Source organism: Psychrobacter sp. JCM 18900 (assembly GCF_904846625.1).
In the GTDB taxonomy this organism is placed as follows: Bacteria; Pseudomonadota; Gammaproteobacteria; order Pseudomonadales; family Moraxellaceae; genus Psychrobacter.
Map to the genome: position 1 here is coordinate 79479 of NZ_CAJHBL010000007.1, position 26565 is coordinate 106043.

Consider the following 26565-nt stretch of genomic DNA (forward strand, 5'->3'; position numbering starts at 1 on the left):
AGCAGCCAATGTTAGCCCAATAATTCTTTTAGAATTTGGTTCACTTGCTGTGGGTTCGCACTACCGCGACTGGCTTTCATGACCTGACCGACCAGACCGTTAAAGGCTTTTTCTTTACCACCGCGATACTCTTCGACCATCGCTTCATTTTTTGCGATGACTTCTTCTACCATTGCTTTGATAGCGCCAGTATCGGTTTCTTGCTTAAGGCCTTTGTCTTTGATGATTTTATCTGCTGCATCATCGCCATCGCCGCCTTCTCGCTCATATAGAGCACTAAAGACTTTCTTGGCCAGTTTGCCAGATAGTGTGTCATCTTTGATACGCTTGAGCATGCCAGCCAATTGTTTGGCGCTGATAGGAGAGTCGATGATGTCGGTGTCATCTTTGTTCAGGGCGCCAAGCAAGTCGCCCATTACCCAGTTGCCAGCCATTTTGGCATCTTGCTGACCGATTTCAGCCACCACATCTTCGAAGTAGTCAGCAATTTGACGACTACCAGTCAAGATACGAGCGTCATATTCTGACAAACCAAGCGCTTCTTCAAAGCGTGCGCGACGAGCAACTGGTAGCTCTGGCATCGCTGCTTTGATCGCATCAACCGTATGCTGCTCGATACGGACAGGTAGCAGGTCAGGATCAGGGAAGTAGCGATAGTCATTGGCGTCTTCTTTGGTACGCATGGTACGCGTTTCATCACGCTCTGGATCATATAGCATCGTTGCTTGTACAACTTTGCCACCATCTTCTAGGATATCGATTTGACGTTCGATTTCACGATTGATAGCACGCTCGATAAAGCGGAACGAGTTTAGGTTCTTTAGCTCAGTACGTGTACCAAGATCAGCGCCTGGCTTGCGCACAGAGACGTTACAGTCACAGCGGAATGAGCCTTCGGCCATTACTGCGTCTGAGATACCTAGCCAAGTAACTAGCTGATGGATGGCTTTGATGTAGGCAAGTGCTTCGTGAGCAGAGCGCATGTCTGGCTCAGAGACGATTTCGATTAGTGGCGTACCAGCACGGTTCAAATCCACGCCAGTCATACCGTCGACTGCGTCATGTACAGATTTACCTGCATCTTCTTCTAAATGCGCGCGAGTGATACCCATACGTTTCGGATATTCATTCTTTTCGCCTTCGTTGACGACGACATCGATATAGCCTTCACCAACGATAGGATTGGCCATCTGGGTGATTTGATAGCCTTTAGGCAAATCAGGGTAGAAGTAGTTTTTACGGTCAAACGTATTAAACAGGCCCAGCTCAGCATTGACACCGATACCGAATTTTAGCGCACGATCGACCACGCCAGCATTTAGCACTGGCAATACGCCAGGCAAACCTAGATCGACGATACTTGCTTGACTGTTTGGCTCATGACCGAAATCAGTCGGCGCACTTGAGAAAATCTTACTTTCCGTATTTAGCTGGCAGTGAATCTCGATACCGATGACCACTTCATAGCCATCGACAAATAGCTCTTTACGCACGGCGTGTTCACGGACGGCATTGTTATCAGTAGTAGCTGTACTCATTATACCGTCTCCTTTGCGATGGTAGAGTGTTGTAGGTGATGGTCGGTATGCTGCTGGAACAGGTGCGCAGTCGTGAGCAGTTGACTCTCTTGCCAGTGCTTACCGATTAATTGCAAGCCAATAGGTAGGCCTTCTGTCGTCAAACCAACTGGCTGACTGAGGGCAGGTAGACCCGCTAGGTTGACCGCGATGGTATAGACGTCACCCAAATACATCGTTGCAGGATCTAGGTCTTCACTGAGCTTATAAGCCGCAGTCGGTGCAGTTGGGCTAGCAATCACATCACAGCTAGCAAATGCTTCGTCGAAGTCTTTAACGATTAAGCGGCGAATCTTCTGTGCTTTAGTATAGTAAGCATCAAAGTAGCCAGCCGATAGCGCATACGTTCCTGTCAAGATACGGCGCTGTACTTCAGGGCCAAAGCCTTCAGAGCGTGAGCGTGTGTATAGATCGATAAGATCCGTTGGATTCTCACAGCGATAGCCAAAACGTACGCCATCGAAGCGTGATAGGTTCGAAGATGCTTCAGCAGGCGCTAGCATATAGTAAGTGGCAAGCGTGATTTCAGGATCAGTGATGTTCACTTCTACAATCGTTGCGCCCAGCTCTTCGTATTTTTTGAGCGCAGCACGTGCTGCTTGCTCGACTTCGCTATCAAGCCCTGCACCAAAGTATTCTTTGGCCACACCAATACGCAAGCCAGCAAATGGCTTATCACCAGCAGCAGCTTCTGCATCATTGATGTCTTGTACGTAGTCAGGCATTTCGTATTTGATAGAAGTTGCATCGCGCGGATCATGACCAATCATTGGCTGGAGTAGATAAGCGCAATCTTTGGCGCTGCGTCCCATGCTACCTGCTTGATCCAAACTTGAAGCATAGGCAATCATACCAAAACGTGACACACGGCCATAAGTAGGTTTGATACCCGTTAGACCACAAAATGAAGCAGGCTGGCGAATGGAGCCACCCGTATCACTACCAGTAGCAACAGGGACAAAACCAGCGGCAACGGCGGCAGCACTACCACCTGACGAGCCACCAGGGACGCGCTCTAGGTTCCAAGGGTTCTGTACCGTACCGTAGTAAGAGCTACTGTTGTCTGAGCCCATCGCAAACTCATCCATATTGAGCTTACCTAAGCTAATCATGCCTGCTTTGTCGATGTTAGAGACGATAGTAGCACTATAAGGTGAGATGAAGTTATGTAGCATCTTAGAGCCACAAGTGGTCAGTACGCCTTGGGTACAAAAGATATCTTTGTGCGCCATTGGTACGCCAAGTAGCGGACGCTGATCGCCCTGAGCACGCATCTCGTCTGCCGCTTTTGCTTGTGCGCGTGCTGTCTCAGAAGTATGAGTGATAAAGCTATTGATCTTGCTGTCTAGCGCATCGATACGCTTGATGTAATGCTCGGTTAATTCTGCGCTGCTAAATTGTTTGTTTTGCAAGCCAGTGATGAGCTGCTCGGTACTTAATAAATGAAGTTCAGACATAAGGTGTCGTCCGTCAAAATGTTAATAGCATAAAATAAAATGAGATAATGGCAAATGCGTGATTGTATTACTCAGCCATTATTATTCAATCACCTGAGGCACTAGATATAAGCCTTCTTCTACAGCAGGCGCGACTGACTGATTACGCTCACGATTGATGTCGTGTTTTGCTACATCAGCACGCAGCTCTTGGCAAGCTTCATGGATATTGGCTAGTGGCTTGATGTCTGTCGTATCAACGTTAGATAGCGTATTCATCAGTTTTAATACTTTACTGATATCATCAGCATAGCTATCGGCTGTACTTTCATCGACACCTAAGCGGGCAAGGTTGGCAACTTCTAGGATTTCTTCACGGCTGACGTTGCTGTCAGACGTTGTTGGCTGCTGAGACATAGTTTCTCCAGTTAAGGACAGTTTTTGTTAGAGTAGTTGATTACGAAAACGAAAATACGTAAGCGCTAAAATAGAAACAACTAAAATACAAACAAATAGTAAGTGGGCTTATTATAAAGCATCTGACTCAAGTTTACAGAGCATGACACTTGATTGATGCACAATCTCAACCAAGAGGCTGAATTGATAAAGACGTAATATTAAATAAGATATAGTGCTAGCCGAGCCATAATGCCAATTAAGACACAATGATTTACAGAGAATTGCAAAACTGACCCCCTAATTCATCATTGTTCCTTAATTGCTCTCCAATTAGCTTCTAAAATACGTTACAGTATGCATCTGCTATTAAGCAAAACATTCATCTGCCTGTAGAGCCTTGTTAGTTATCAGATTAAATGATGTTTCATTGAGTTGAATGATATTCACTACTATTTCAAACTTTGTAACAACTTTTGGCGTCTAAGACAAAAATCCTTACTTACTGATGCAAATATCTATGTTTTTTTTGAGCTAAATCGGTATAATTTAGCTCAGTTTTTTCATTTCATCATTATTGTTTGGATTTTGACTTGTTGGGATGATTAACTGTTGCCACAAGTAATGTTTAACGACGACCTGCTCAATACTGACGAGTAACACCTCAGTCAATCTCATTCGCCTCATTCGTAAGACGCTGGATATATTAGTCATGAACCTGTTTGGATTTTTATCAAATAATATCGCTATCGACCTCGGTACTGCGAACACCCTAATTTTTATTCCTAATAAAGGCGTCGTGCTTGACGAGCCTACGGTGGTCGCGTTACGAAGCAATCGTACTCAGAACCCGACCGTCGCCGCTGTTGGTATCGATGCCAAGCAGATGCTAGGTCGTACGCCTGCGAACATCACAGCGATTCGCCCATTAAAAGACGGTGTGATTGCTGATTTTGAAGTGACGCAAAAAATGCTTAAGCACTTTATCGCTAAAGTAAAAGCCAAGCGTTTTATGGCACAGCCTAACGTCGTGGTTTGTGTACCATGTAAGTCTACTCTAGTTGAGCGCAAGGCGATTCGTGAGGCAGTATCATCAGCAGGTGCGAGCAAAGTACTATTGCTAGAAGAGCCGATGGCTGCGGCTATCGGTGCTGGTATGCCAGTTCATGAAGCCAGTGGTTCTATGGTGGTGGATATCGGTGGTGGTACAACTGAGATTGCTGTTATCGCACTATCTGGTTGTGTGTACGCTGAGTCGATTCGTATCGGTGGCGATATGTTTGATGAAGCGATCATCACTCATGTACGCCGTACGCATGGTTGTGTCATCGGTGAGACGACTGCTGAGCGCATCAAAAAAGAAGTCGGTTCTGCATTGAATGAAGACAGCCAACTAGAAGTAGAAGTTCGTGGTCGTAGCATGGCAGAAGGTGTGCCAAAGACCTTTACTGTCAATTCAGAAGAAGTGCAAAAAGCGTTGACTGATCCATTGAGCGGTATTGTTAGCGCTGTAAAAGTAGCGCTTGAGCAGACTCCTCCAGAGTTATCATCAGATATCGCTGAGCGTGGCATTGTATTGACAGGTGGCGGCGCGCTATTACGTGACTTAGACAAACTTATCTCACAAGAGACCGGTTTGCCAGTGACGGTAGCAGAAGATCCATTAACCTGCGTTAGTCGTGGCGGTGGTATCGCGCTTGATTTCATCAATAACAAAAGTTTAAACATGATTTTTGTTTAAGTCATCTTTATCCTTAATTGCTATATAGTCTTGGCAATATATGATGATTTATGTGAATGATGAAACTATAAATATAGTCGGTTCAATATAATTTGGATACAGGAAAGCCGAGCGAAAGTACTACAAGTATTAGGCTGAGCGCGACTGACACCGTATCTAATTTATAGAAAATTGACTATATATAAAATTAAAGGTAGCCGATTGTGCTACCTTTAATTGCATTCATTTGTGCTAGAACCCAATATCCTCGATAAACACTCATGCTGTAAATAAGTGCTATTGTTTATTTTAGAATCCTTAAATCAGACGACTTATGACTCCAAGTATTTTTGCGCGCCAGCCGTTATCACTTCGTAAGACTGTTATCGTATTGATAGCAGCCTTAATTTTGATGTGGTTTGATAGCAAAAACTCTGATTGGTTCAAGCCTGTACGTAGCACCAGTCATGCCGCCATGCAGCCAATCTATGAGCTGTCTCTATTGCCAAGCTATGCAAAGCATTGGGCTGGTGGCAGCCTGCAGTCAAAAGAAGCATTGCGACGCGAAAACATGCAGCTAAAGTCGCAATTGATACATGCGCATGCCAAACTACAACAGCAAGATTATATTTTGGCGCAGAACGCACGCCTACAAGGTATTTTATCTACCACCAAGCCTGAGCAGTTCGATCTTAATTTGGCACAAGTCATCGGTACAGATACCAATTTGCTCAGACAGATTGTCGTGCTTAATAAAGGTGAGCAAGATGGCGTACAAGTTGGGCAAACGGTCATCGATGAAGACGGTGTATTAGGACAGATTATCAATGTTTATCCCAATACTAGCCGTTTGTTGTTGATTACAGATGAGCAGCAGTCAGTTGCGGTCACTGTCAAGCGTACTGGTCAGCGTGCTATCGTCACAGGCCAAGGTATCCCATCTTCATTAAGTCTCAATTACGTCTTCAAAACATCGGATGTGCGAGTAGGTGATGAGCTAGTGTCGTCAGGATTGGGCGGTCGTATTCCGGCAGGCTATCGAGTAGGGCGTATCGCGCATGTCAAAGATGAGCAAACCGACAACTTTAGAACGATCGAAGTTACTCCAGCAGCTAACTTTATTGACAATGCCTATGTACTAATACTTCAAGACAAGCTGTTAAATGAGAACAATGCTACTGCTAGTGCCCCGTAGATAATGACGTAAGCCACAGTATTTACGGCTAACTAGCTGGTTTATTAACGTTTTAAAGCTTTCCATTTATGGTATTCACCTTGCCAATATCCAATCAACAATATCACCGCAACCATCAAACACTCGCTAAGGTAAGTATCCATGTCGTATCCTGATTCTGAGAATGCCACGATACTATTGATAGTTGTGATTGTTCTAAGTTTCATCGCTGCATCATCACTCAATGTCTATCCATTAAGTCCAAGTATGGCCACACTGCGTCCCATGGTCATGATCATGGTGCTGATCTATTGGTTACTGTTTCAGCCGCGCTATGTCGGCATTTTTACCGCATTTACGGTTGGGCTAATTGCTGATTTATTGATGGATACCCATTTAGGACAGCAAGCTTTCGCCGCTGTTGTGGTTGCACTGGTTATCAAAATTACCAGTATCTATGTCAGACAGTTGAACACAATTAGCGCGTGGCTGATTGCTAGTCTAGGGTTGATTGTCTTTCAGTTAAATCTATGGATACTACAGATGTTTATTCAAAACGTCTTTGTCGCCCAGTCGGCTCTGTCATTGTTTATGAGTATCATCAGCTGGCCACTCGTACTGTTTGCTTTACGCAAGTTTTCGCGTTAATGAGTCACTAGCTAAGCTGTTACTCTGATTAACAGCTTAGCTTGTTCTGTCCATAATACTGTATGACCACACACATCATAAATTTATAAATGAAGAGAATATCGATGGATATCGTTTTGGCATCTGGCTCTCCGCGTCGTCGTGAGCTACTAGAAAGAGCGCAACTAAACTTTACTATCTTGAGCGTGGATATTGATGAGACGCCGTTGGATAATGAGTCGCCAACAGACTATATCGAACGCATGGTCGCAACCAAAGCCGATGCCGCGATACAACAATTAAGCGACACATCTCAAGCAAATCACGATAGTCTTACATCACCGTTTATTATTTTGACTTCTGATACCATTGGTGTGCTGTCGGATGGTAAGACAGTATTGGTCAAACCCGTCGATCGTGAGCACGCATATAGTATGTGGCAGCGTATGTCTGATAACGTCCACGAAGTATGGACTGCAGTCCAAGCGACTCAAGTACAGCTATTGCCTACAGCAGAACGAAGTCCCTCAGAACCTACACAGTGCTTGCAAGTTATTAATCAGCATCGAATCACTGAACGTACGGAAGTGACTTTTATACCACTGACGACACAGATGATGAGCGATTATTGGGATAGTGGCGAACCCGCTGATAAAGCGGGTGGATATGGTATTCAAGGACTGGGTGCTGCGTGGGTCAGTCGTATCAACGGCAGCTATACCAATGTCGTTGGTCTGCCACTGGCACAAACGCTGGCACTAATCAAAGAAATGACAGAAGGGAGTGTGGACACAGTCAACCCGTTATAATGAGATATGCACATAACGACACGGTAGGGTAATGGGCAAGAGCAAGTCGCATTTGTTACACTGTCAATCTAATAGACGATGACCGTCTAATAAGAAAGCTGAGAGATAAGAGAAAAAACTATGTCCGAAGAGCTGCTGATTAATATTAGTCCAATGGAATCCCGTGTTGCGGTTTTAGACAATGGTATTTTGGGCGAGATTTATATTGAACGACATCACAAACTGGGGTTAGTCGGCAATATCTATCTGGGGACGGTCGTACGTGTCCTTCCTGGTATGCAGGCAGCCTTCGTAGATATTGGTCAATCACGGACCGCATTTCTACATGTCAACGATATGCAGCGTGAACCTCGTCCCGTTGCAGAAAAAAACAAAGCTACTAAGGCCACTAAGCACGAGATAAATGAGGACGATGCGACTACCAATGCTGCTGATAGCTTGGCTGTGACACCGCCTATTGTCAGTGCGCAAAGTACAGAGATCGTACCAGCGTCTAAAACATTGATTCAGCATCGTCTGCATGAAAGTCAGCGTATTTTGGTACAGGTAACCAAAGATCAGTTAGGGAGCAAAGGTGCTCGTCTAACGACCAACATCTCACTGCCATCACGTTATCTAGTATATTTGCCATCGAGTGATCATATTGGTATATCGCAGCGTATCGATGGTGAAGAAGAGCGTAGCCGATTAAAGACCGAACTTAGTAGCCTGATGCAGACGGTCAATCTCAAGGGTGGTCTTATTGCCCGTACCGCTGCTGAGCGTGTGCCCGTCGATAAGCTAGAAGAGGACATCTATTATTTATTGCAGCTATGGCGTACCATCTGTGCTCGTCGCCAAGAGATTAATCATCATCAGAGCTCAGAGCTGATTTATCAAGAACTGTCACTACCATTACGTTCTATACGTGACTTGGTTCACGCTGATACCGAAAAAGTTATCATTGATAATACGCAAATTTATGAGCAAGTCAGATACTTTGCCAAAGAGTTTGTTCCATTCGTTTATGATCGAATCGTGCACTACACCGCTGAGCAGTCGTTATTCGATGTACACCGTGTCGAGGATGACTTACGTGATGCACTAAAGCGCCGTGTCGATCTCAAGTCTGGCGGTTATCTGATTATTGATCAGACCGAAGCCATGACGACGATTGATGTTAATACAGGTTCTTTTGTGGGCGGTCGCTCATTAGAGGATACAGTTTATAAGACTAATCTAGAAGCCACACATGCTATCGCTCGACAGTTGCGCTTACGTAATCTAGGCGGCATTATTATTCTAGATTTTATCGATATGCTTGAGCAACAGCATAAAGATGACGTGCTAGAGAGCTTGCAGGCGCAGCTTACTCAAGATTATGCAAAAACCAAGATTACGCAGGTCAGTGAGCTTGGACTAGTAGAGATGACACGCAAGCGCACGCGTGAATCGTTGGGCCAGCAGCTTTGTGAGCCGTGCTCAACTTGTCAAGGTCGTGGGTTCGTCAAGACGGCAGAGACGGTCTGTTTTGAGATTTTCCGAGAAATTATGCGCTGCGCTCGCACTTATAATTCTCCCAAAAAATTCACAGTGGTGGCTCATGCGGCAGTCATTGATTTACTGCTTACAACAGAGTCAGACACAGTAGCTGATTTAGAGTATCTACTAGGTAGGGTGATTACTTTTGATGTAGAGAATCTATATACCCAAGAGCAGTATGATATTGTTTTAGATTAATTTTATTCAAAACAAATGATAGTTCTAGATGAAAGTATTTATGTGGCTGAAGATTAGTCTAAGAATGAACATCTCTAATCACACTAGAGATTGCTCTTGCAATACCTAAAATACTATGTATAATATACACCACTGAATTATATATGCGCAGCTGAATAAAAAAAGCTGGCGCTATGACAGCTAGAGCATCGTTTCTAGCACTATTTCATTATGCCTTTGCTACTTTCCATTTGATAGGAGGGTTGGCGGGGCTTTAAACTATTTTGCTTTTGGCACGCTATAAGTTCGGATAAAGAACTCATTCTGGTTAAGAACAGAAGGCCGCTTTAAGTGAATATTTAACCAAACTGCTTTTGATCATGGTCTTGCGACGCAAGAATGACAAAGGCACATATTAGGAGCTTGCTGGCATGGCTAACCAGAGAATCCGTATCCGTCTTAAGTCTTTTGATCATCGTCTGATTGATCAATCTGCACAAGAGATTGTTGATACTGCAAAGCGCACCGGTGCGCAAGTTTGTGGTCCTGTACCGTTGCCGACTCGCATTGAGCGCTTCAACGTTCTAACCTCACCACACGTTAACAAAGACGCTCGTGACCAGTACGAAATCCGTACTCATAAGCGTATGGTTGATATCGTTCAGCCAACTGACAAAACTGTGGATGCGCTAATGAAATTAGATTTAGCGGCGGGTGTTGACGTTCAAATTGCTTTGGGTTAATGCACATTAAACACCCAACCCATTAATATAAGATATAAAGAGGTCTAAAATGGCGATCGGTTTAGTCGGTAAAAAGTGCGGCATGACCCGTGTCTTCACTGAAACAGGCGCATCTATCCCTGTAACAGTTGTTGAGGTCGATGCAAACCGCATTACTCAAGTAAAAAATACTGATGTAGATGGTTATCAAGCCATCCAAATTACCACAGGTACTCGTCGTGACAGCCGCGTAACAGCTGCACAAAAGGGTCACTTCGCTAAAGCTGGTGTTAAAGCTGGCCGTGGTGTTTGGGAATTCCGTGCCAACGAAAGCGATCTTGAAGGTCGTGAGATTGGTGGCGAGATTCTAGCTGACTTGTTCGAACAAGGTCAGATGGTTGATGTGACAGGACAGAGCAAAGGTAAAGGTTTCCAAGGCCCTGTTAAGCGTCACAACTTTAGTATGCAAGATGCTACTCATGGTAACTCAGTGTCTCATCGTGCGCATGGTTCAACTGGTCAAAACCAGTCACCAGGTAAAGTATTCAAAGGCAAGAAGATGGCGGGTCAGATGGGTAACAAACGTGTTACCGTTCAGGGCCTAGAAGTGATTTCGGTTGATGCCGAAAAAGGGTTACTTGTCATCAAGGGTGCTATCCCAGGTGCCACCGGTGGCGATGTTATCGTACGTCCGTCAGTCAAAGCCTAAGCAAGGGGATTAACGTGGATTTAAAAACAGTTACAGGTGCGGCGGTTGAGCTTTCTGATACGGCATTTGGTCGTGAATTCAACGAAGCACTAGTGCATCAAGTCGTCACCGCTTATTTAGCTGGTGCTCGCCAAGGTACACGCGCACAAAAAACACGTGCCGAAGTTTCTGGCGGTGGTATTAAGCCATGGCGTCAAAAAGGTACTGGTCGCGCTCGTGCGGGTTCTATTCGTAGCCCAATCTGGCGTTCAGGTGGTCGTGCATTCGCTGCAAAACCACAAGATTGGTCACAGAAAGTAAACCGTAAAATGTATCGCGGTGCGATGCAGTGCATCCTAGCAGAATTGATTCGTCAAGAGCGTCTGATTTTGGTAGAAGAGTTGAGCGTTTCTGGGCCGAAAACCAAAGAACTGATTGCTAAGTTAAACGATTTGAATGCACCTCGTGCACTAATCGTTACTAAAGAAGTTGATGAAAACTTATACTTAGCTGCTCGCAACATTCCACATGTCAATGTACTTGGTACAAATGAAGTGGACCCAGTGAGCTTGATCGCATTTGATAAAGTGATCATGTCAGTTGAAGCTGCGAAACAATTTGAGGAAGCACTAGCATGAATAACGCAAGACTTTATCAGGTCTTAAGAGGGCCTGTATTCTCAGAAAAATCTCAAATGCTTGGCGACTCACTTGGTGTGCAGGTATTTAAAATTGATTCTAATGCTACTAAGCTTGAAGTCAAGAAAGCAGTTGAGTTGATGTTTGAAGGTGTTGAAGTTACTAAAGTAAACACTTTGAATGTTAAAGGTAAGACAAAGCGTTTTGGTAAAAGCATCGGCCGTCGTAACGACTACAAAAAAGCCTATGTTACCTTAAAAGCTGGTCAAGATGTACAAATGGCTGATGCTGGTGAAGAAGTAGCGAATACTACTGATTCTACTAGTGAAACAGCGAATAACGAATAAGGATTACACTCATGCCTATCGTAAGAGCAAAGCCAACATCACCAGGCCGTCGTTTTGTTGAAAAAGTAGTGCATCCACACCTGTACAAAGGTCGTCCGTTTGCAGCACTTCTAGAATCAAAAAGCAAGTCAGGTGGTCGTAACAATAATGGCCGCATTACTACTCGTCACATTGGCGGTGGTCATAAGCAACATTATCGCATTATCGATTTCAAACGTACTAAAGACAATATCCCAGCAACGGTAGAGCGTATCGAATACGATCCTAACCGTACTGCTCATATTGCTCTACTTAAGTATGCTGATGGCGAACGTCGTTACATTATCGCTGCTAAGAAACAAGTAGTTGGTGATACAGTAATGTCAGGCGAGACTTCTCCAATTCGTCCAGGTAACTGCTTACCGCTAAAAAACATCCCATTGGGTACTGTGATTCACAATATCGAGCTTAAAATCGGTAAAGGTGCACAGATGGCTCGTTCTGCGGGTGCTAGCGTTCAGTTACTAGGTCGTGACGGTGTTTATGCTATTCTACGTATGCGTTCTGGCGAAACTCGCCGTGTACACGTAAATTGCCGCGCTGTTATTGGTGAAGTTTCTAACACTGAAAACAACTTGAAATCACTTGGTAAAGCCGGTGCTTCACGTTGGCGTGGTGTTCGTCCTTCTGTTCGTGGTGTCGCTATGAACCCGGTTGATCACCCACACGGTGGTGGTGAAGGTCGTAACAAAGGTCGCCATCCAACCAGCCCTTGGGGTCAGAAGTCTAAAGGACTTAAAACGCGTCACAATAAGCGTACTGACAACATGATCATCCGCCGTCGCGCCAAGAAGAAATAAAGGAAGAATTTCATGCCTCGTTCATTGAAAAAAGGTCCATTCATAGACGCGCACTTGTTTGCTAAAGTTGAGAATGCATTAGACACCAACTCACGCAAGCCAATTAAGACTTGGTCGCGCCGCTCGATGATTCTGCCACAAATGGTTGGCCTAACTTTATCTGTTCACAACGGCCGTACTCATGTACCGGTTATCGTGAGCGAGCAGATGGTTGGTCATAAACTAGGTGAATTTGCCCCGACTCGTACGTATCGTGGTCACGGCATTGACAAAAAAGCTAAGAGATAAGGTGCTTACCATGGAAGTAACTGCAAAATTACGCGGTGCCGCCATATCGGCACAAAAAGTTAGACTCGTTGCTGATGAAGTTCGTGGCAAATCTATTGAGCGTGCTTTGGATATCCTAACGTATAGCAATAAAAAAGGCGCTGTGTTTGTTAAGAAATGCCTTAACTCAGCCATCGCCAATGCCGAACATAATCACGGCTTAGATATTGACGACCTAAAAGTCGCTACTATCTATGTTGATGAAGGCATTACGCTAAAACGTATCCTACCACGTGCCAAAGGCCGTGCTGATCGTATCAGCAAGCGTACTTGTCACATCACTATAAAGGTAGGAGAATAAGTTATGGGTCAAAAAGTACATCCAATCGGAATTCGTCTTGGTGTTGTAAAAAAGCATAACGCAAACTGGTATGCTAACCCTAAACAATACTCAGAATACCTAATCAACGACATTCAAGTTCGTGAATATCTACGCAAAAAGCTAGACAACGCTATGATCAGCAACATCATGATCGAGCGTCCTACTGGCGCTGCTAAGATTACCATCGCCACTGCGCGTCCTGGTATTGTTATCGGTAAGAAAGGCGAAGATATCGAAAGACTTCAAAAAGAATTGACCAAAATTATGGGCGTACCTGCTCAGGTCAACATTGAAGAAATCACGTCACCTGACCTTGATGCACGTTTGGTAGCAGACGGCATTGGTAGCCAGCTTGAGCGTCGTGTTATGTTCCGTCGTGCTATGAAACGCGCGGTACAGAACAGCATGCGTTCTGGTGCTAAAGGTATCAAGGTTGAGCTGTCTGGCCGTCTAGGCGGTGCTGAGATTGCTCGTAGTGAATGGTACCGTGAAGGTCGTGTGCCATTGCATACACTCCGTGCTGATATTGACTACTCGTCAATTCGTGCAGAGACAACTTACGGCACCATCGGTGTTAAAGTTTGGATTTTCCGTGGCGAAATCCTTGACGGTATGAACAGTGTATATAATCCCGTCAAAGAAGAGCAGACTCGTGCGCCAAAACGCCGTGGTCGTGGAAACCGTCGAAACTCAGACAGAGGTTAAACTATGTTACAGCCAAAACGTACCAAGTTTCGTAAAATGCACAAAGGTCGTAACACTGGGCTAGCTCATCGTGGAAGCACCGTTGCATTCGGACAAATTGGTCTAAAATCATTGACGCGTGGTCGTATGACAGCTCGTCAAATCGAAGCAGCACGTCGTACCATCACTCGTAAAATTAAGCGTGGCGGTAAGATTTGGATTCGTGTATTCCCTGACAAACCAATTACCAACAAACCATTAGAAGTACGTATGGGTAAAGGTAAAGGTCCAGTAGAATATTGGGTATGCGAAATCAAACCTGGTAAAGTGCTATATGAAATTGAAGGGGTATCTGAAGAGCTTGCTCGTGATGCATTAACGCTCGCTGCAGCAAAATTGCCCTTTAAAACTACCATTGTTAAGCGGACGATAATGTAATGAAGATCAGTGAATTACGTGATAAATCATTAGAAGAACTGACCCAGTTACTTGATGAAAAGCAACTTGATGCTTTCCGTATTCGTATGGCTAAAGCAACTGGTCAGTTGGGTAATACCCATGAAGTTAGAGCCAATCGTCGCACGATTGCCCAGCTTCAGACTTTGATTAACGAGAAACAACGAGGCGACTCATGAGCGATAACAATCAAACAGCTACCAATGCTAGCGTATTGACAGGACGAGTTGTCAGCGACAAGATGGACAAGTCCATCACAGTTTTGATTGAGCGTCTGGTTCGTCATCCTTTGTATGGCAAGCAGCTTCGTCGTTCTACGAAAATCAAAGCTCATGATGAGAATAACGTTTGCCAACAAGGCGACCTTGTCCGCATCAAAGAAACGCGTCCAATCTCAAAAACTAAGTCTTGGACTTTAGTTGATGTGGTTGAAAAAGTAGAAAAAATCTAAGTAAATTGCATTAAAAGCCAGAAGCTGTTAAAATAGCCGCCTTTTTAAGGATGCTGATTGCGCCGAGCGTATATCACTCACATTAAGAGTAAGTCGCGGTTATTTATATTAAAATGCCGTCCTACTCATTCTGTGCTAGCGGCAGCAACTGGTTTTTATTGCTCATACGTGTGGAGTAACGCTATGATTCAGGTTGAGTCAATGCTGGAAGTTGCAGACAATAGCGGTGCAAGGCGAGTTCAGTGCATTAAAGTACTGGGTGGTTCTCATCGTCGTTATGCATCAGTTGGCGACATTATTAAAGTAACGGTTAAAGAAGCCATTCCTCGTGGTCGTGTTAAAAAAGGCGACGTGATGAATGCAGTAGTTGTACGTACCAAAAAAGGCGTTCGTCGTCCAGATGGTTCTGTGTTACGTTTTGACGACAATGCTGCAGTATTGTTGAACCAAAACAAAGCGCCGATTGCAACTCGTATTTTTGGACCGGTAACTCGTGAACTACGTGGTGATCAGTTTATGAAAATTGTATCACTAGCACCAGAAGTATTGTGAGGTAATCCATGTCAAAATTACGTAAAGGCGATACAGTTATCGTGATTGCTGGGAAAGACAAAGGCAAGCAAGGTACTGTACAAGCTGTAAAAAACGATCGTATTAAAGTTGAAGGCATTAATATTGTCACTAAACATCAGAAGCCAAATCAGGCAACTGGCGTTGAAGGTGGCATTCTTAAGCAAGAAGCTTTTCTGCATATCTCAAATGTCGCAATCTTAAATGCGCAAACCCAAAAAGCAGACCGTATTACTTATCAGTTTGGCGAAGACGGCAAGAAACAACGCGTCTATCGTTCAAGCGGTGAAGTAGTGGCGACTGCGTAAGACACTAAGGGTGTAATGGTAATGGCAAGATTAAAATCTTTATATAATGATGAACTAAAGCAGCAAATCAAAGAAGAGCTTGGTTTGGCAAATGTGATGCAAGTGCCTAAAATCACTAAAATCACACTTAACATGGGTGTAGGCGGCGCGTCTCAAGACAAGAAATTGTTGGAAGGTGCTGTAGCTGATATGACCGCGATTGCTGGTCAAAAACCTGTTGTCACCAAAGCGCGTAAATCAGTTGCTGGCTTTAAGATTCGTGAAGAATGGCCAATTGGCTGTAAAGTAACGCTACGCGGTGAGCAAATGTACGAATTTTTAGATCGTCTCGTTGCCATTGCAATTCCTCGTATTCGTGATTTCCGCGGTTTTTCACCTAAAGCCTTTGACGGACGTGGTAACTACTCATTGGGTATCAAAGAACAAATCGTATTCCCAGAAGTAGATTTTGACAAGATTGATCGTATCCGTGGTATGGATGTGACAATCACCACGTCAGCTCAATCTGATGAAGAAGGTCGTGCGTTGCTTAAAGCATTCGGCTTCCCATTTAAATAAGGTAAAGACGTTATGGCAAAGAAGAGCATGATTAACCGCGAATTAAAGCGCGAAAAAATGGTTGCTAAATATGCTGAAAAGCGTATCAAGCTAAAAGAAACTATCAGTGATATGACTGCAAGTGACGAAACTCGTATGGAAGCGATGTTAGAGCTACAAGCTCTTCCACGCAACTCATCACCAGTACGTCTGCGTAATCGTTGTGCTATCACCGGTCGTCCTCACGGTTACTTCCGCAAGTTTGGCTTGTCACGCAATATGCTGCGTGAGCGTGTCATGCAAGGCGATGTGCCTGGTGTTCGTAAAGCAAGCTGGTAAGGAGTAACTATATGAGTATGCAAGATACCGTTGGGGATATGCTAACCCGTATCCGTAACGCACAAATGGCTAACAAAGTATCGGTAGCAATGCCGAGCTCTAAATTACGTAAATCAATTGCTGATTTACTAGTTAGCGAAGGTTATGTGGCTAGCGCTGTTGTTGCTGAAGAAGAAAACAACAAAGCAACCCTTACTATTGAATTGAAATATTTCGAAGGCCGTGCTGTCATCGAAACTATCCAACGTTATAGCCGTCCTGGTTTACGCCAGTTCCGCGGTAAAGACGCTATCCCTACTGTTAAGCAAGGTATGGGTGTTGCTATCGTATCTACTAGCCAAGGTATCATGAGCGATCGTGCTGCACGCGCTGCTGGTATCGGTGGTGAAATCGTCGCATTTGTAGCGTAAGCTATACGACGATGAAGTCTATTTGATGGTTGTTAGGCTTCTATTGGTTGAGTAATATTAAATTATTTCGAATTGATAGATGTCTAACACAGTCAACTATGCTAAACTAACACGCTTTTTAGCCTGTTAGTTTTTTCGCTAATATAAAGAAGTTAAATTTTTTAAGGAATATTCCTATGTCTCGTGTGGCTAAAGCCCCAGTGACGCTGCCAAACGGCGTAAGCGTTACTTTGAACGATCGGCAGGTCGAAGTTAAAGGCAAGAACGGTTCTATGTCTTTACGCCTGCATGAATTGGTCGAGCTGAAACAGGAAGATGATGCTATCATTTTCTCACCTACAGTCGATTCAAAAGAAGCTATGATGCACACTGGCACCATGCGCGCTCTTGTTAACAACTATGTTACTGGCGTGAACGAAGGCTTTGAAAGACGTCTTCAGTTGATTGGTGTTGGTTATCGCGCGCAAGTTACTGGTAACAAAGTAACCTTGAACGTTGGTTATTCTCATCCAGTAGAGTATACGTTACCTGAAGGTGTATCAGCTGAAACGCCAACGCAAACTGAAATTGTTTTGAAATCAAACAATAAGCAGCAGCTTGGTCAAGCAGCCGCCAACATCCGTGGTTTCCGCCCACCTGAGCCTTACAAAGGCAAAGGTATTCGTTATAGTGACGAGCATGTGATTCGCAAAGAAGCTAAGAAAAAATAAGGTGAGTTGAAATGTTTGATAAAAAAGCAGCTCGTCTGCGTCGAGCTAAGAAAACACGCGCGCATATCCGTTTCTTAGGCGTTCATCGCTTAACGGTTAACCGCACGTCAAAACATATTTATGCCCAGATTATCTCTCCAAATGGTGGTGAAGTGATTGCTCAGGCATCTACCTTAGACAGCAGCTTGCGTTCAGGCGCGACTGGTAATGCTGATTCAGCAACGTCTGTAGGCCAAATGATCGCAGAACGCGCAAAAGCAGCTGGCATTACTAAAGTTGCCTTTGACCGTAGTGGTTTCAAATATCATGGTCGAGTTAAAGCTTTAGCAGAAGCTGCTCGCGAAAACGGATTGGAGTTTTAATCATGGCTAGAAATGATAAAAATGATAAAAATGAACAGACTGACGGTCTAGTAGAACGCTTAGTTACCGTTGATCGCGTAGCGAAAGTTGTTAAAGGTGGTCGTATTTTCTCTTTCACTGCATTGACTGTAGTGGGCGATGGCAATGGTCGTGTTGGTTTTGGTCGCGGTAAAGCACGTGAAGTGCCAGCTGCTATCCAAAAAGCACTAGAAGCTGCCAAACGTAATATGATTACTGTTGAGCTAAATGATGCAACTTTGCATCATCCAATCAAAGCACGTCATGGTGCTAGTAAAGTCTATATGCAACCTGCGTCTGAAGGTACTGGCGTAATCGCTGGTGGCGCAATGCGTGCTGTATTAGAAGTTGCTGGTGTCAAAGATGTTTTGACTAAATGTTATGGTTCTACCAATACTGCTAACGTTGTTCGCGCAACGTTTAACGGTTTACGTGATATGTCAACTCCAGAGAAGATGGCAGCTAAACGTGGTAAATCTGTAGACGAAATCTTGGGTTAACTTAGACTAGGTGAGTTACGATGAAAAAAATGAAAGTCACTCAATTTAAATCGGGTGCCCATCGCCTAAAGAGCCACAAAGCGAGCTTGAAAGGATTGGGTTTACGCCGTATTAATCATACTGTAGTAGTAGAAGATACTCCTTCGACTCGTGGTATGGTCAATCGCGTTAACTACATGGTAAAAGTGGAGGAAGCGTAATGGGTCTTAGATTAAATGAATTATCACCAGGTGTTGGCGCAAAGAAAACTGCCCAGCGTCGTGGTCGTGGTATCGGTTCAGGTCTTGGTAAGACTGGTGGTCGTGGTGTAAAAGGTCAGAAATCTCGTTCAGGTTCTAGCATTCGCTCAGGATTTGAAGGTGGTCAGATGCCTCTATATCGTCGTCTACCAAAATTTGGTTTTACCAGTAAACTGGCTATGAAGACTGCTGAAGTACGTCTTTCTGAACTGAATAAAATTGAAGGCGATGTAGTTAGCCTTGAAACACTTAAAGCTGCTAACCTTATCCGTCACGATATGAAACGTGCTCGTGTAATGCTATCAGGCGAAGTCACTAAAGCTTATACTTTCAAAGGTATTAAAGTGACTAAAGGTGCTAAGCAAGCTATCGAAGCTGCTGGTGGTAGCATCGAGGAGTAGTAACGTGTCAAAACAATCAATGTCATCGGCTGGTATACCGCTTAATCCATTCGCATTTATACGTAAGTATGATGAGCTATGGACGCGTTTATTATTTTTAATCGGCGCATTGATTGTTTATCGTTTAGGGTCACATATTCCAGTTCCGGGTATCAACCCAGTTAACTTGGCTGATCTGTTTTCGCGCAACGAAAACACCATTCTGAGCATGTTTAATATGTTCTCAGGTGGTGCACTAGAGCGTATGTCTATCATGGCACTTGGTATTATGCCATATATCTCAGCATCGATTATCGTACAGATGATGTCTGCAGTATTGCCATCGCTTGAAGCCCTCAAAAAAGAAGGTGAAGCGGGACGACGCAAGCTAAACAAGTACACCCGTCAGGGAACGCTTGCTTTAGCCCTAGTACAGTCATTAGGAATGTGTGCCGGCTTAATCAGCCAAAACCTTACTTTATCTACTGGTCTTACCTTTTATATTCCAGCTGTTACTTCTTTAGTAGCAGGCGCAATGTTCTTAATGTGGCTTGGTGAGCAGATTACAGAACGTGGCGTAGGTAATGGTATTTCAATGCTCATTTTTGCGAGTATTGTGGCTGGTACGCCAGGTATGATTTCGCAGTCTATTGAACAGGTCAATCAAGGTCAGATGAACTTGATTGTGCTATTTATTTTTGTACTGCTAGGTATCGCGGTTACTGCGGGTATCGTTTATATTGAACGTGCTCAACGCCGTGTTCCTGTGAACTATGCTCAAAAACAGCAACAAGGTCGCAAAATTTATGCCCAGCAGCAATCACATTTGCCGTTGAAGCTAAATATGGCAGGGGTTATCCCAGCTATTTTTGCCAGTTCTTTGTTATTGTTTCCTGCAAGTTTAGGGCAGTGGGTTGGTCAATCGACTGATCCCACCTTTGTACAGAAAATACTTCAAAATATGGCATTGGTACTGTCTCCAGGACAGCCGCTATATTTAGTACTGTTTGGCGCAATGATTATCTTCTTCTGTTATTTTTATACGGCATTGGTATTTAGTCCGCGTGAAGTAGCAGAGAACCTTAAACGTAGTGGTGCGTATATCCCAGGTATTCGCCCAGGACAACAAACTCAGCGTTACCTCGATCATGTATTAAACCGACTGACCTTTATTGGCGCGATGTATATGACGGTTATTTGTTTAATGCCAATGGTCGTCCAGTCATCGTTTGGTGTGCCGTTTCAACTCGGTGGTACGTCTTTACTGATTATGGTGGTTGTGGTAATGGACTTCATCTCGCAGATTCAAGCGCATTTGATGACCCATCAATATCATGATCAGACGTTAATTCAATCGCCCACTCAACCTTAAATGAGCGGTACGATATTTCAAGGAGCATGCTATGAAAGTTCAAGCATCAGTTAAAAAGATTTGTGGTAGCTGTAAAGTTGTGCGCCGTAAAGGCCGTGTACATATTATTTGTACAGCAGAACCTCGCCACAAGCAACGTCAAGGTTAATCTTTAGTATTAGAAAACGTTTAGTTTTCACTGCTAATTAAATTAATACTTGAAAAATAACGGCGGATGCGATATCATCCGCCACTTGCCGTGTTTATACAAAATCTTTTATAATAGAATCGATGAGCAGACTTATAGTCAACACATCGATAATGACTATAAAAGCTCTAGTATTAACAGCAACAAATCTGAAGAGTAAAGCCTTATCGCTAGATAACGCTTATTTTTCTTTAATGGAGAGAAATCAATGGCTCGTATTGCCGGCGTAAACATTCCGGATAATAAGCATGCTGTTATTTCACTAACTTACATCTTTGGTGTAGGTCGTACCACTGCTCAGAAAATCTTAGAAGCAGTTGGCATCGCCCCTACTACTAAAGTCAGTCAGTTAGATGATACACAGTTAGATGCTATCCGTGCACAAGTTGCAAATTACATGACTGAAGGTGACCTTCGTCGTGAAGTTTCAATGAACATCAAGCGTTTAGTTGATCTTGGTTGTTACCGTGGCATCCGTCATCGTCGTAACCTACCAGTTAGAGGTCAGAACACCAAGAACAACGCTCGTACTCGTAAGGGTCCGACACGCCCTCTCAAAAGATAATTAACTTAGGAAGCTAAAAGATGGCAAAAGACACTCGCAGTCGCAAAAAGGTGGCTCGTCGTTCAGTATCGGAGGGCATTGCCCATATCCATGCGTCTTTTAATAACACCATTGTTACGATTACCGATCGTCAAGGTAATGCATTGGCTTGGGCCACTTCAGGTGGACAAGGCTTCCGTGGTTCACGTAAATCTACACCATTTGCAGCTCAGGTTGCAGCTGAAGTCGCTGGTAAAGCGGCCCAAGAATATGGTGTTAAGAATATCGATGTTTTGGTCAAAGGACCAGGACCGGGTCGTGAGTCTGCGGTAAGAGCACTAGGTGCATTGGGTTATAAAGTTAACAGCATCTCTGATGTAACCCCAATCCCACACAATGGTTGCCGTGCGCCGAAAAAGCGCCGCGTCTAATATTAAAGACGAAGCTTTTTATACTAAAAGCTTATAGGAGACATAACAATGGCCCGCTATATTGGACCAAAACTGAAATTATCACGTCGTGAAGGTACGGATTTAGGCCTTAAGTCTGGCGTTAAACCGTATGACGTAAAAACGAAGAAAGCTGGTCGTCCACCAGGTCAGCATGGCGTAAGCCGTAACAAGACCTCAGAATATGCTCTACAGTTGCGTGAAAAGCAAAAAGTTAAGCGTATTTATGGTGTACTAGAGCGTCAATTCGCGAACTACTATAAAGAAGCTGCTCGTAAGCGTGGAGCTACTGGTGAAAACTTGCTAGCAATGCTTGAGAGCCGTCTAGATAACGTTGTATATCGCATGGGCTTTGGCTCAACTCGCGCAGAAGCACGTCAGCTAGTCAGTCATCGTACTGTTATGGTAAAAAAAGCTGGCCGTGATGAGTTTGTTCGTGTGAACATTCCTTCAATTCAGCTTCAAGATGGTGATGTCATCGCTATCCAAGAGAAATCTCGCGAACAACTACGTATTAAAAACGCTATCGAATTAGCGACACAACGTGGTATTCCAGAATGGCTTGATGTTGACCACAGCAAACTACAAGGCACGTTTAAACATGCGCCTGATCGTATTGATCTACCTGCTGAAATCAACGAAAGCTTGATCGTTGAGCTATACTCTAAGTAATGACGTAATGCTCAATGTTATGAAAATGGCATTGAGCAATTAACGTTAATTAAACCAGTTTAATAAATCGAGGTGACATCATGATGCTAAATGCAACTGAGTTTCTAACGCCGAATGCCATTAATGTGGATACGGTTAACGAAACGATTGCGAAAGTCACGCTCGAACCGTTAGAACGCGGCTTTGGGCATACCCTAGGTAATGCTCTGCGTCGCATCTTGTTATCTTCATTACCTGGTGCTGCAGTCATTGAAGCTGAGATTGATGGTGTTGACCATGAATACTCAACGCTTGAAGGTCTGCAAGAAGACGTACTTGATTTGCTTTTGAACCTAAAAGGCTTAGCAATTACTCTTCATGACCAAAATGAAGTATTTTTGACCTTGGATAAACAAGGTCCAGGCACTATTACTGCTGCAGACATCGCGTTGCCGCACAATGTTGACATCATCAATCCAGAATTGGTCTTGGGTACATTGAGCGATCGTGGTCATCTTAAGATGCGTTTGCGTGTAGTGATGGGTCGTGGATATGAGCCAGCAAACCAGCGCCGTGAAGATGGTGATACTAAAGCAATTGGACGTTTAAAGCTTGATGCAAGTTTTAGTCCTGTGCTTCGTGTTGCTTATCAGGTTGAGAACGCTCGTGTAGAGCAGCGTACTGATCTTGATCGTCTTATCATTGAGCTTGAAACTAATGGCACTATAGATCCAGAAGAAGCAATTCGTAAAGCAGCCACTATTTTACAACAACAGATTTCTATCTTTGTTGACCTAGAAGCTGAAGAAGCGCCTGAGCCTGTGAAAGAGAAAGAAGAGGTTGATCCGGTGCTATTACGCCCTGTGGACGATCTTGAACTAACGGTTCGCTCAGCCAACTGCTTGAAAGCTGAAAACATTTACTATATCGGTGATTTGGTACAGCGTTCAGAGACTGAACTTCTAAAAACCCCAAATCTTGGTAAGAAATCATTGACAGAAATCAAGGACGTATTAGCGTCTAAAGATTTAGAGCTCGGTATGCGCCTAGATAACTGGCCACCAGCTGATTTACGTGTTGATGATCGCTTTTCTTATCGTAGCCGTTAAACTTTAAGGATTTTTGACTATGCGCCATCGTAAGAGTGGAGTCAAGCTGGGTCGTACCGGCAGTCATCGTAAGGCAATGTTTCAGAACATGACTAACTCATTATTTGAGCATGAACTGATCAAAACAACTTTACCAAAAGCTAAAGAACTACGTCGCGTTGCCGAGCCATTGATCACTATGGCTAAAGAAGACAGCGTTGCTAACCGTCGTTTAGCATTCAGCCGTATGCGTAGCAAAGCTATGGTAGGCAAATTATTTGGCACGTTAGGTCCTCGTTACCAGACGCGTCCAGGTGGTTATTTGCGTATCGTAAAATGCGGTTACCGTGATGGTGACAATGCGCCAATGGCTTATGTAGAATTGGTCGATCGCGACTAGTTTTACACCTAAGACATATTCCATAAAAAAGCTCCAATGCAATTGGAGCTTTTTTTTTGTCTTAAATTTGACTAAATATACTAGTAGCTGTTTAGGGCAATAACTGGCTATTTAGAACAATAACTAGCTGTTTAGAGTAATAACGAATCGACATCAGCCGCACCTTGCCTGATAACTTCAGGAACGCTGCTAGTCATATCTACGATAGTAGTAAGCTTGGTTGTCTTTATACCTGCATTGATTAGTCCATCAATTTGGTTACCTAGTAAGTCTTCAATCTCAAATGGGTCATCCAAAATATCGTCTCGATTAGGCAAAATCAGTGAGCTGGTTAAGATAGGTTCATCCATCGCTTCTAATAATGCTTGAGCAATGGGGTTACTAGGTACACGAATACCAATGGTTTTTTTCTTTGCATGCGCCAGTTTTTTCGGTACGTCTTTGGTGGCAGTAAGAATAAAAGTAATTGGGGCAGGGGTGTGGGCTTTCAGCTGTTTAAATTGCACATTATCAACTGTTGCATAATTGGCAATTTCGCTTAGGTCGCGGCATAGTAAGGTAAATTGATGCTTATCATCGAGTTCACGGATTTGCTTAAGCTTCGCTAGCGCATCCTTTGCACCCAAACGGCAACCAAAAGCGTAACTGGTATCCGTTGGATAAATAATTAACTGATCTCTGCGCAATAGGTCAGCGGCTTGCTCAATGAGGCGTGGCTGCGGATTATCGGGATGAATATAGAAGACTTCCATAATGGTTCCTTATTTTATAATTATTGGTTTTTAATTGAGACAAATTTTTCATTAATTAGATGTGTTTCAATCACTAGATATATTAGAAAAACTATTCTAGAACTAAATCAGATCGATATCTTCGAAATACTACTTCAGTCAATAGTATAGCTCAAAGCAGATATAAGTTTAGTGGCAAGGCGTTACCAACCGTAGAAAATCGTTAATAAGTAGGGAAGCTCAGTAATTTAAACTAAGCGCTGATCTGAGATGAAGAAGTGCAAGCACTAAGTAACGCAGTCAATAATGTCTTAGCGTCACGTGGTAGAGTATGAGGTTTGGCTATATAGCTTTGGACTTGCTGATAGACATCACTAGCAAAGGTGCTACTACTAGTGTCGAAGTCGGCAAACAAGTTATCTTGTGAGACTTGGAAATTTCGTCCACACGCCAAGGTGAACAAACACTCTAATGCTTGAGGTTTGATTTCTACACGCTCAAATGCCTGCTGCTGAGCCGCTGATCGTCCATCTGGGGCATACCAGTAGCCAAAGTCAGATAGCTGTCTACGAGTGTCACCAGCCACGCACCAATGACTCAGCTCATGCAGAGCACTGGCAAAAAATCCATGAGCAAATTCAATTCGAGCGGGTTCATTATCTTGAGCTGGAAAATACTCGGGTTCATCATTGCTACGAGCCAATATAACTTCCTGATTAGCGAACAAAGTATTAAATAGCTGTATGAGCCAATCGGTAGCTAATCGTTCGCTATCAATTATCAATTCTGCTGTGTGAGTATTATCAGATTGAGTAGTAGACAACTCTTGCCACTGACTTCTTAATTCGTTTAAATACTCATCTTTATCGAAGCACAGTCTATTATTAGGAACATTTTCAGTATGACCCCTTAATTGAATAAGCTGTTGTAGCAACGAACTTGCTTCAGCAGGAGGAAGTAAGTCAGAAAAATTAATTTTATTATCGGATAGATTCATAGAGAAGACATTGACTTAATAAATACTAAAGACAAAAAACTTTAGGTAAAAGGTAAGTAGTAGAAGAGCTTAAACAAATTTACTACCAAAAAATCTTAACATACTAGCGCTAGCAGAATATGGCACTTTCCGTTAGTATGGCAGGCAATATTATACACCGTTTTTATGAATGAGGCCGCGCATGTCAAGCACTCCAGAAACTAAACCGTCAGCACCTCACGCTGACAATAAAAAAGCGCCTGTATCTACTGGCATGCCTGAGCACATCTCCTTAGATAAGTGGGCAGACACTGGTTACGAATGGTCAGGAGAGGTCAAGCCAAGCTCGTTTGATCGTCTTGCTACTACTTTGAGTACTGAACATGAGCAGTCAGACATGCAGCTCAACGCTAACTTGTATCGTCGTAACAACGTCTTGCATTTAGCATTTACTTTGACAGGTGATGTTTGGCTAACTTGTCAGCGCTGTTTACAACCAATCGCTATAGACTTATCTGATGATTATGACATCGCGCTACTCGAAAACGATAGTCAGGTTCGTTTAGTCAAAGATGAACAAGATTATTTATTACTGGATGAAATCGTTACCGAGCAATCTCCAGAGCGTCTGTTACCATTTAAAAAGTTGGTAGAAGACGAAATCTTGCTTAAAACCCCGATGGCGCCAAAGCATGACGATTGTGAGATGTCCGTTGAGCAGTTTGGCGAGATACCAGAGGAAGAGGAAGGTGAAAATCCTTTTGCTGCTTTAGCCTCGCTAAAAGGCAAACTATAAGCGCCAAAATTATCTACTCGATGCATTTAAAAAGCTTTTTATCAGCTTTGTACAGAAGAGTGCGAGGCAGGGCTTTATTAATTTAAT

General features: G+C 43.6%; 40 protein-coding genes. 34 read left to right on the forward strand and 6 right to left on the reverse strand.

The annotated features are described in order from the left end of the window. Positions 1 to 11 precede the first annotated feature (11 nt). The 4 genes from gatB to JMX96_RS13705 all read right to left on the reverse strand — a co-directional run bounded on the left by gatB (position 12) and on the right by JMX96_RS13705 (position 4087). Positions 12 to 1538 (reverse strand): Asp-tRNA(Asn)/Glu-tRNA(Gln) amidotransferase subunit GatB, encoded by a 1527-nt coding sequence (gene gatB / locus JMX96_RS12445; RefSeq protein ID WP_102092404.1) that lies wholly within the window; start codon positions 1536 to 1538, stop codon positions 12 to 14. Beyond that, positions 1538 to 3034: an Asp-tRNA(Asn)/Glu-tRNA(Gln) amidotransferase subunit GatA gene (gene gatA / locus JMX96_RS12450; protein WP_201569439.1), complete on the reverse strand. Its 1497-nt coding sequence runs from the start codon at positions 3032 to 3034 to the stop codon at positions 1538 to 1540. The genes gatB and gatA overlap by 1 nt, the downstream gene beginning before the upstream one ends. Positions 3035 to 3115: 81 nt before the next feature. Continuing rightward, entirely contained in the window at positions 3116 to 3430 is a 315-nt protein-coding gene (gene gatC, locus JMX96_RS12455) for an Asp-tRNA(Asn)/Glu-tRNA(Gln) amidotransferase subunit GatC (protein ID WP_201569441.1), read from the reverse strand. A gap of 528 nt (positions 3431 to 3958) precedes the next feature. Beyond that, positions 3959 to 4087, reverse strand: a complete 129-nt coding sequence (locus JMX96_RS13705) for a hypothetical protein (protein WP_261863515.1) — start codon at positions 4085 to 4087, stop codon at positions 3959 to 3961. Positions 4088 to 4121: 34 nt separating this feature from the next. Here JMX96_RS13705 and JMX96_RS12460 point away from each other — a divergent pair, with 34 nt between their 5' ends. The 33 genes from JMX96_RS12460 (at position 4122) to rplQ (ending at position 23975) form a co-directional block, all read left to right on the forward strand. Further along, entirely contained in the window at positions 4122 to 5150 is a 1029-nt protein-coding gene (locus JMX96_RS12460) for a rod shape-determining protein (protein WP_082624553.1), read from the forward strand. Between the two features lie 313 nt (positions 5151 to 5463). Then, the gene (gene mreC / locus JMX96_RS12465) at positions 5464 to 6324 is read left to right on the forward strand and encodes a rod shape-determining protein MreC (RefSeq protein WP_201569443.1); all 861 of its coding nucleotides are present in this window, start codon (positions 5464 to 5466) and stop codon (positions 6322 to 6324) included. A 141-nt stretch (positions 6325 to 6465) separates the two neighbouring features. Further along, positions 6466 to 6951, forward strand: a complete 486-nt coding sequence (gene mreD, locus JMX96_RS12470; RefSeq protein ID WP_201569445.1) for a rod shape-determining protein MreD — start codon at positions 6466 to 6468, stop codon at positions 6949 to 6951. Between the two features lie 104 nt (positions 6952 to 7055). Continuing rightward, entirely contained in the window at positions 7056 to 7739 is a 684-nt protein-coding gene (locus JMX96_RS12475) for a Maf family protein (RefSeq protein WP_201569447.1), read from the forward strand. A 120-nt stretch (positions 7740 to 7859) separates the two neighbouring features. Next, the gene (locus JMX96_RS12480; protein WP_201569449.1) at positions 7860 to 9458 is read left to right on the forward strand and encodes an Rne/Rng family ribonuclease; all 1599 of its coding nucleotides are present in this window, start codon (positions 7860 to 7862) and stop codon (positions 9456 to 9458) included. 410 nt (positions 9459 to 9868) lie between these two features. Next, positions 9869 to 10180 (forward strand): 30S ribosomal protein S10, encoded by a 312-nt coding sequence (gene rpsJ, locus JMX96_RS12485; protein WP_010196670.1) that lies wholly within the window; start codon positions 9869 to 9871, stop codon positions 10178 to 10180. Between the two features lie 49 nt (positions 10181 to 10229). Continuing rightward, positions 10230 to 10868, forward strand: coding sequence for a 50S ribosomal protein L3 (rplC, locus tag JMX96_RS12490; RefSeq protein ID WP_057758696.1), 639 nt, complete (start codon positions 10230 to 10232; stop codon positions 10866 to 10868). 14 nt (positions 10869 to 10882) lie between these two features. Continuing rightward, positions 10883 to 11485 carry a 50S ribosomal protein L4 gene (gene rplD / locus JMX96_RS12495; RefSeq protein ID WP_057758698.1) on the forward strand — a complete coding sequence of 201 codons (603 nt, stop codon included), beginning with the start codon at positions 10883 to 10885 and terminating at the stop codon, positions 11483 to 11485. Next, the gene (gene rplW / locus JMX96_RS12500; protein WP_057758700.1) at positions 11482 to 11832 is read left to right on the forward strand and encodes a 50S ribosomal protein L23; all 351 of its coding nucleotides are present in this window, start codon (positions 11482 to 11484) and stop codon (positions 11830 to 11832) included. Before rplD ends, rplW begins: the two co-directional genes overlap by 4 nt. Before the next feature lie 11 nt (positions 11833 to 11843). Then, entirely contained in the window at positions 11844 to 12671 is an 828-nt protein-coding gene (rplB, locus tag JMX96_RS12505) for a 50S ribosomal protein L2 (protein ID WP_057758702.1), read from the forward strand. 12 nt (positions 12672 to 12683) lie between these two features. After that, complete coding sequence (gene rpsS, locus JMX96_RS12510; protein WP_010196682.1) at positions 12684 to 12959, forward strand: 30S ribosomal protein S19; 276 nt, start codon at positions 12684 to 12686, stop codon at positions 12957 to 12959. A 10-nt stretch (positions 12960 to 12969) separates the two neighbouring features. Continuing rightward, the gene (gene rplV / locus JMX96_RS12515) at positions 12970 to 13299 is read left to right on the forward strand and encodes a 50S ribosomal protein L22 (RefSeq protein ID WP_021813373.1); all 330 of its coding nucleotides are present in this window, start codon (positions 12970 to 12972) and stop codon (positions 13297 to 13299) included. A 3-nt stretch (positions 13300 to 13302) separates the two neighbouring features. After that, positions 13303 to 14025: a 30S ribosomal protein S3 gene (gene rpsC, locus JMX96_RS12520; protein WP_057758704.1), complete on the forward strand. Its 723-nt coding sequence runs from the start codon at positions 13303 to 13305 to the stop codon at positions 14023 to 14025. 3 nt (positions 14026 to 14028) lie between these two features. After that, positions 14029 to 14442, forward strand: coding sequence for a 50S ribosomal protein L16 (gene rplP, locus JMX96_RS12525; protein ID WP_025644399.1), 414 nt, complete (start codon positions 14029 to 14031; stop codon positions 14440 to 14442). Beyond that, positions 14442 to 14639, forward strand: coding sequence for a 50S ribosomal protein L29 (gene rpmC, locus JMX96_RS12530; RefSeq protein ID WP_025644397.1), 198 nt, complete (start codon positions 14442 to 14444; stop codon positions 14637 to 14639). The genes rplP and rpmC overlap by 1 nt, the downstream gene beginning before the upstream one ends. Further along, on the forward strand, positions 14636 to 14911 hold the full coding sequence (gene rpsQ / locus JMX96_RS12535; protein ID WP_021813375.1) for a 30S ribosomal protein S17: 276 nt from the start codon (positions 14636 to 14638) through the stop codon (positions 14909 to 14911). The genes rpmC and rpsQ overlap by 4 nt, the downstream gene beginning before the upstream one ends. Positions 14912 to 15094: 183 nt before the next feature. Then, positions 15095 to 15463 carry a 50S ribosomal protein L14 gene (gene rplN, locus JMX96_RS12540; protein WP_010196702.1) on the forward strand — a complete coding sequence of 123 codons (369 nt, stop codon included), beginning with the start codon at positions 15095 to 15097 and terminating at the stop codon, positions 15461 to 15463. A gap of 8 nt (positions 15464 to 15471) precedes the next feature. Beyond that, positions 15472 to 15789, forward strand: coding sequence for a 50S ribosomal protein L24 (gene rplX, locus JMX96_RS12545; RefSeq protein WP_101204866.1), 318 nt, complete (start codon positions 15472 to 15474; stop codon positions 15787 to 15789). Between the two features lie 21 nt (positions 15790 to 15810). Further along, positions 15811 to 16347, forward strand: a complete 537-nt coding sequence (gene rplE / locus JMX96_RS12550; RefSeq protein ID WP_101204865.1) for a 50S ribosomal protein L5 — start codon at positions 15811 to 15813, stop codon at positions 16345 to 16347. Positions 16348 to 16359: 12 nt separating this feature from the next. After that, positions 16360 to 16665: a 30S ribosomal protein S14 gene (gene rpsN, locus JMX96_RS12555; protein WP_010196705.1), complete on the forward strand. Its 306-nt coding sequence runs from the start codon at positions 16360 to 16362 to the stop codon at positions 16663 to 16665. Between the two features lie 11 nt (positions 16666 to 16676). Further along, the gene (gene rpsH, locus JMX96_RS12560; protein WP_101204864.1) at positions 16677 to 17075 is read left to right on the forward strand and encodes a 30S ribosomal protein S8; all 399 of its coding nucleotides are present in this window, start codon (positions 16677 to 16679) and stop codon (positions 17073 to 17075) included. Positions 17076 to 17251: 176 nt separating this feature from the next. Then, on the forward strand, positions 17252 to 17785 hold the full coding sequence (rplF, locus tag JMX96_RS12565) for a 50S ribosomal protein L6 (protein WP_057758710.1): 534 nt from the start codon (positions 17252 to 17254) through the stop codon (positions 17783 to 17785). An 11-nt stretch (positions 17786 to 17796) separates the two neighbouring features. Then, positions 17797 to 18147, forward strand: coding sequence for a 50S ribosomal protein L18 (gene rplR / locus JMX96_RS12570; protein WP_057758713.1), 351 nt, complete (start codon positions 17797 to 17799; stop codon positions 18145 to 18147). A gap of 2 nt (positions 18148 to 18149) precedes the next feature. Continuing rightward, on the forward strand, positions 18150 to 18665 hold the full coding sequence (rpsE, locus tag JMX96_RS12575; protein WP_057758716.1) for a 30S ribosomal protein S5: 516 nt from the start codon (positions 18150 to 18152) through the stop codon (positions 18663 to 18665). 20 nt (positions 18666 to 18685) lie between these two features. Beyond that, positions 18686 to 18865 (forward strand): 50S ribosomal protein L30, encoded by a 180-nt coding sequence (gene rpmD, locus JMX96_RS12580; protein ID WP_057758718.1) that lies wholly within the window; start codon positions 18686 to 18688, stop codon positions 18863 to 18865. Then, positions 18865 to 19305, forward strand: coding sequence for a 50S ribosomal protein L15 (gene rplO, locus JMX96_RS12585; protein WP_057758719.1), 441 nt, complete (start codon positions 18865 to 18867; stop codon positions 19303 to 19305). Before rpmD ends, rplO begins: the two co-directional genes overlap by 1 nt. Positions 19306 to 19324: 19 nt before the next feature. Continuing rightward, positions 19325 to 20656 carry a preprotein translocase subunit SecY gene (secY, locus tag JMX96_RS12590; protein ID WP_166739245.1) on the forward strand — a complete coding sequence of 444 codons (1332 nt, stop codon included), beginning with the start codon at positions 19325 to 19327 and terminating at the stop codon, positions 20654 to 20656. Between the two features lie 31 nt (positions 20657 to 20687). Continuing rightward, on the forward strand, positions 20688 to 20804 hold the full coding sequence (gene rpmJ / locus JMX96_RS12595; protein ID WP_010196721.1) for a 50S ribosomal protein L36: 117 nt from the start codon (positions 20688 to 20690) through the stop codon (positions 20802 to 20804). Between the two features lie 247 nt (positions 20805 to 21051). Then, the gene (rpsM, locus tag JMX96_RS12600; RefSeq protein WP_021813384.1) at positions 21052 to 21408 is read left to right on the forward strand and encodes a 30S ribosomal protein S13; all 357 of its coding nucleotides are present in this window, start codon (positions 21052 to 21054) and stop codon (positions 21406 to 21408) included. Between the two features lie 20 nt (positions 21409 to 21428). Next, positions 21429 to 21818, forward strand: a complete 390-nt coding sequence (rpsK, locus tag JMX96_RS12605) for a 30S ribosomal protein S11 (RefSeq protein ID WP_010196728.1) — start codon at positions 21429 to 21431, stop codon at positions 21816 to 21818. A 48-nt stretch (positions 21819 to 21866) separates the two neighbouring features. Continuing rightward, positions 21867 to 22508, forward strand: a complete 642-nt coding sequence (rpsD, locus tag JMX96_RS12610) for a 30S ribosomal protein S4 (RefSeq protein ID WP_057758723.1) — start codon at positions 21867 to 21869, stop codon at positions 22506 to 22508. Between the two features lie 80 nt (positions 22509 to 22588). Next, the gene (locus tag JMX96_RS12615) at positions 22589 to 23596 is read left to right on the forward strand and encodes a DNA-directed RNA polymerase subunit alpha (RefSeq protein ID WP_021813386.1); all 1008 of its coding nucleotides are present in this window, start codon (positions 22589 to 22591) and stop codon (positions 23594 to 23596) included. Between the two features lie 19 nt (positions 23597 to 23615). Beyond that, positions 23616 to 23975 (forward strand): 50S ribosomal protein L17, encoded by a 360-nt coding sequence (gene rplQ, locus JMX96_RS12620; RefSeq protein WP_021813387.1) that lies wholly within the window; start codon positions 23616 to 23618, stop codon positions 23973 to 23975. A 131-nt stretch (positions 23976 to 24106) separates the two neighbouring features. Here rplQ and JMX96_RS12625 read toward each other — a convergent pair whose 3' ends face one another. Together JMX96_RS12625 and JMX96_RS12630 are read right to left on the reverse strand one after the other, a co-directional pair. Then, positions 24107 to 24727, reverse strand: a complete 621-nt coding sequence (locus JMX96_RS12625; protein WP_160023599.1) for an L-threonylcarbamoyladenylate synthase — start codon at positions 24725 to 24727, stop codon at positions 24107 to 24109. Between the two features lie 232 nt (positions 24728 to 24959). Further along, positions 24960 to 25703: an elongation factor P hydroxylase gene (locus JMX96_RS12630; RefSeq protein WP_201569451.1), complete on the reverse strand. Its 744-nt coding sequence runs from the start codon at positions 25701 to 25703 to the stop codon at positions 24960 to 24962. A 181-nt stretch (positions 25704 to 25884) separates the two neighbouring features. Here JMX96_RS12630 and JMX96_RS12635 point away from each other — a divergent pair, with 181 nt between their 5' ends. Continuing rightward, positions 25885 to 26478, forward strand: a complete 594-nt coding sequence (locus tag JMX96_RS12635) for a YceD family protein (RefSeq protein WP_201569453.1) — start codon at positions 25885 to 25887, stop codon at positions 26476 to 26478. Positions 26479 to 26565 lie beyond the last annotated feature (87 nt).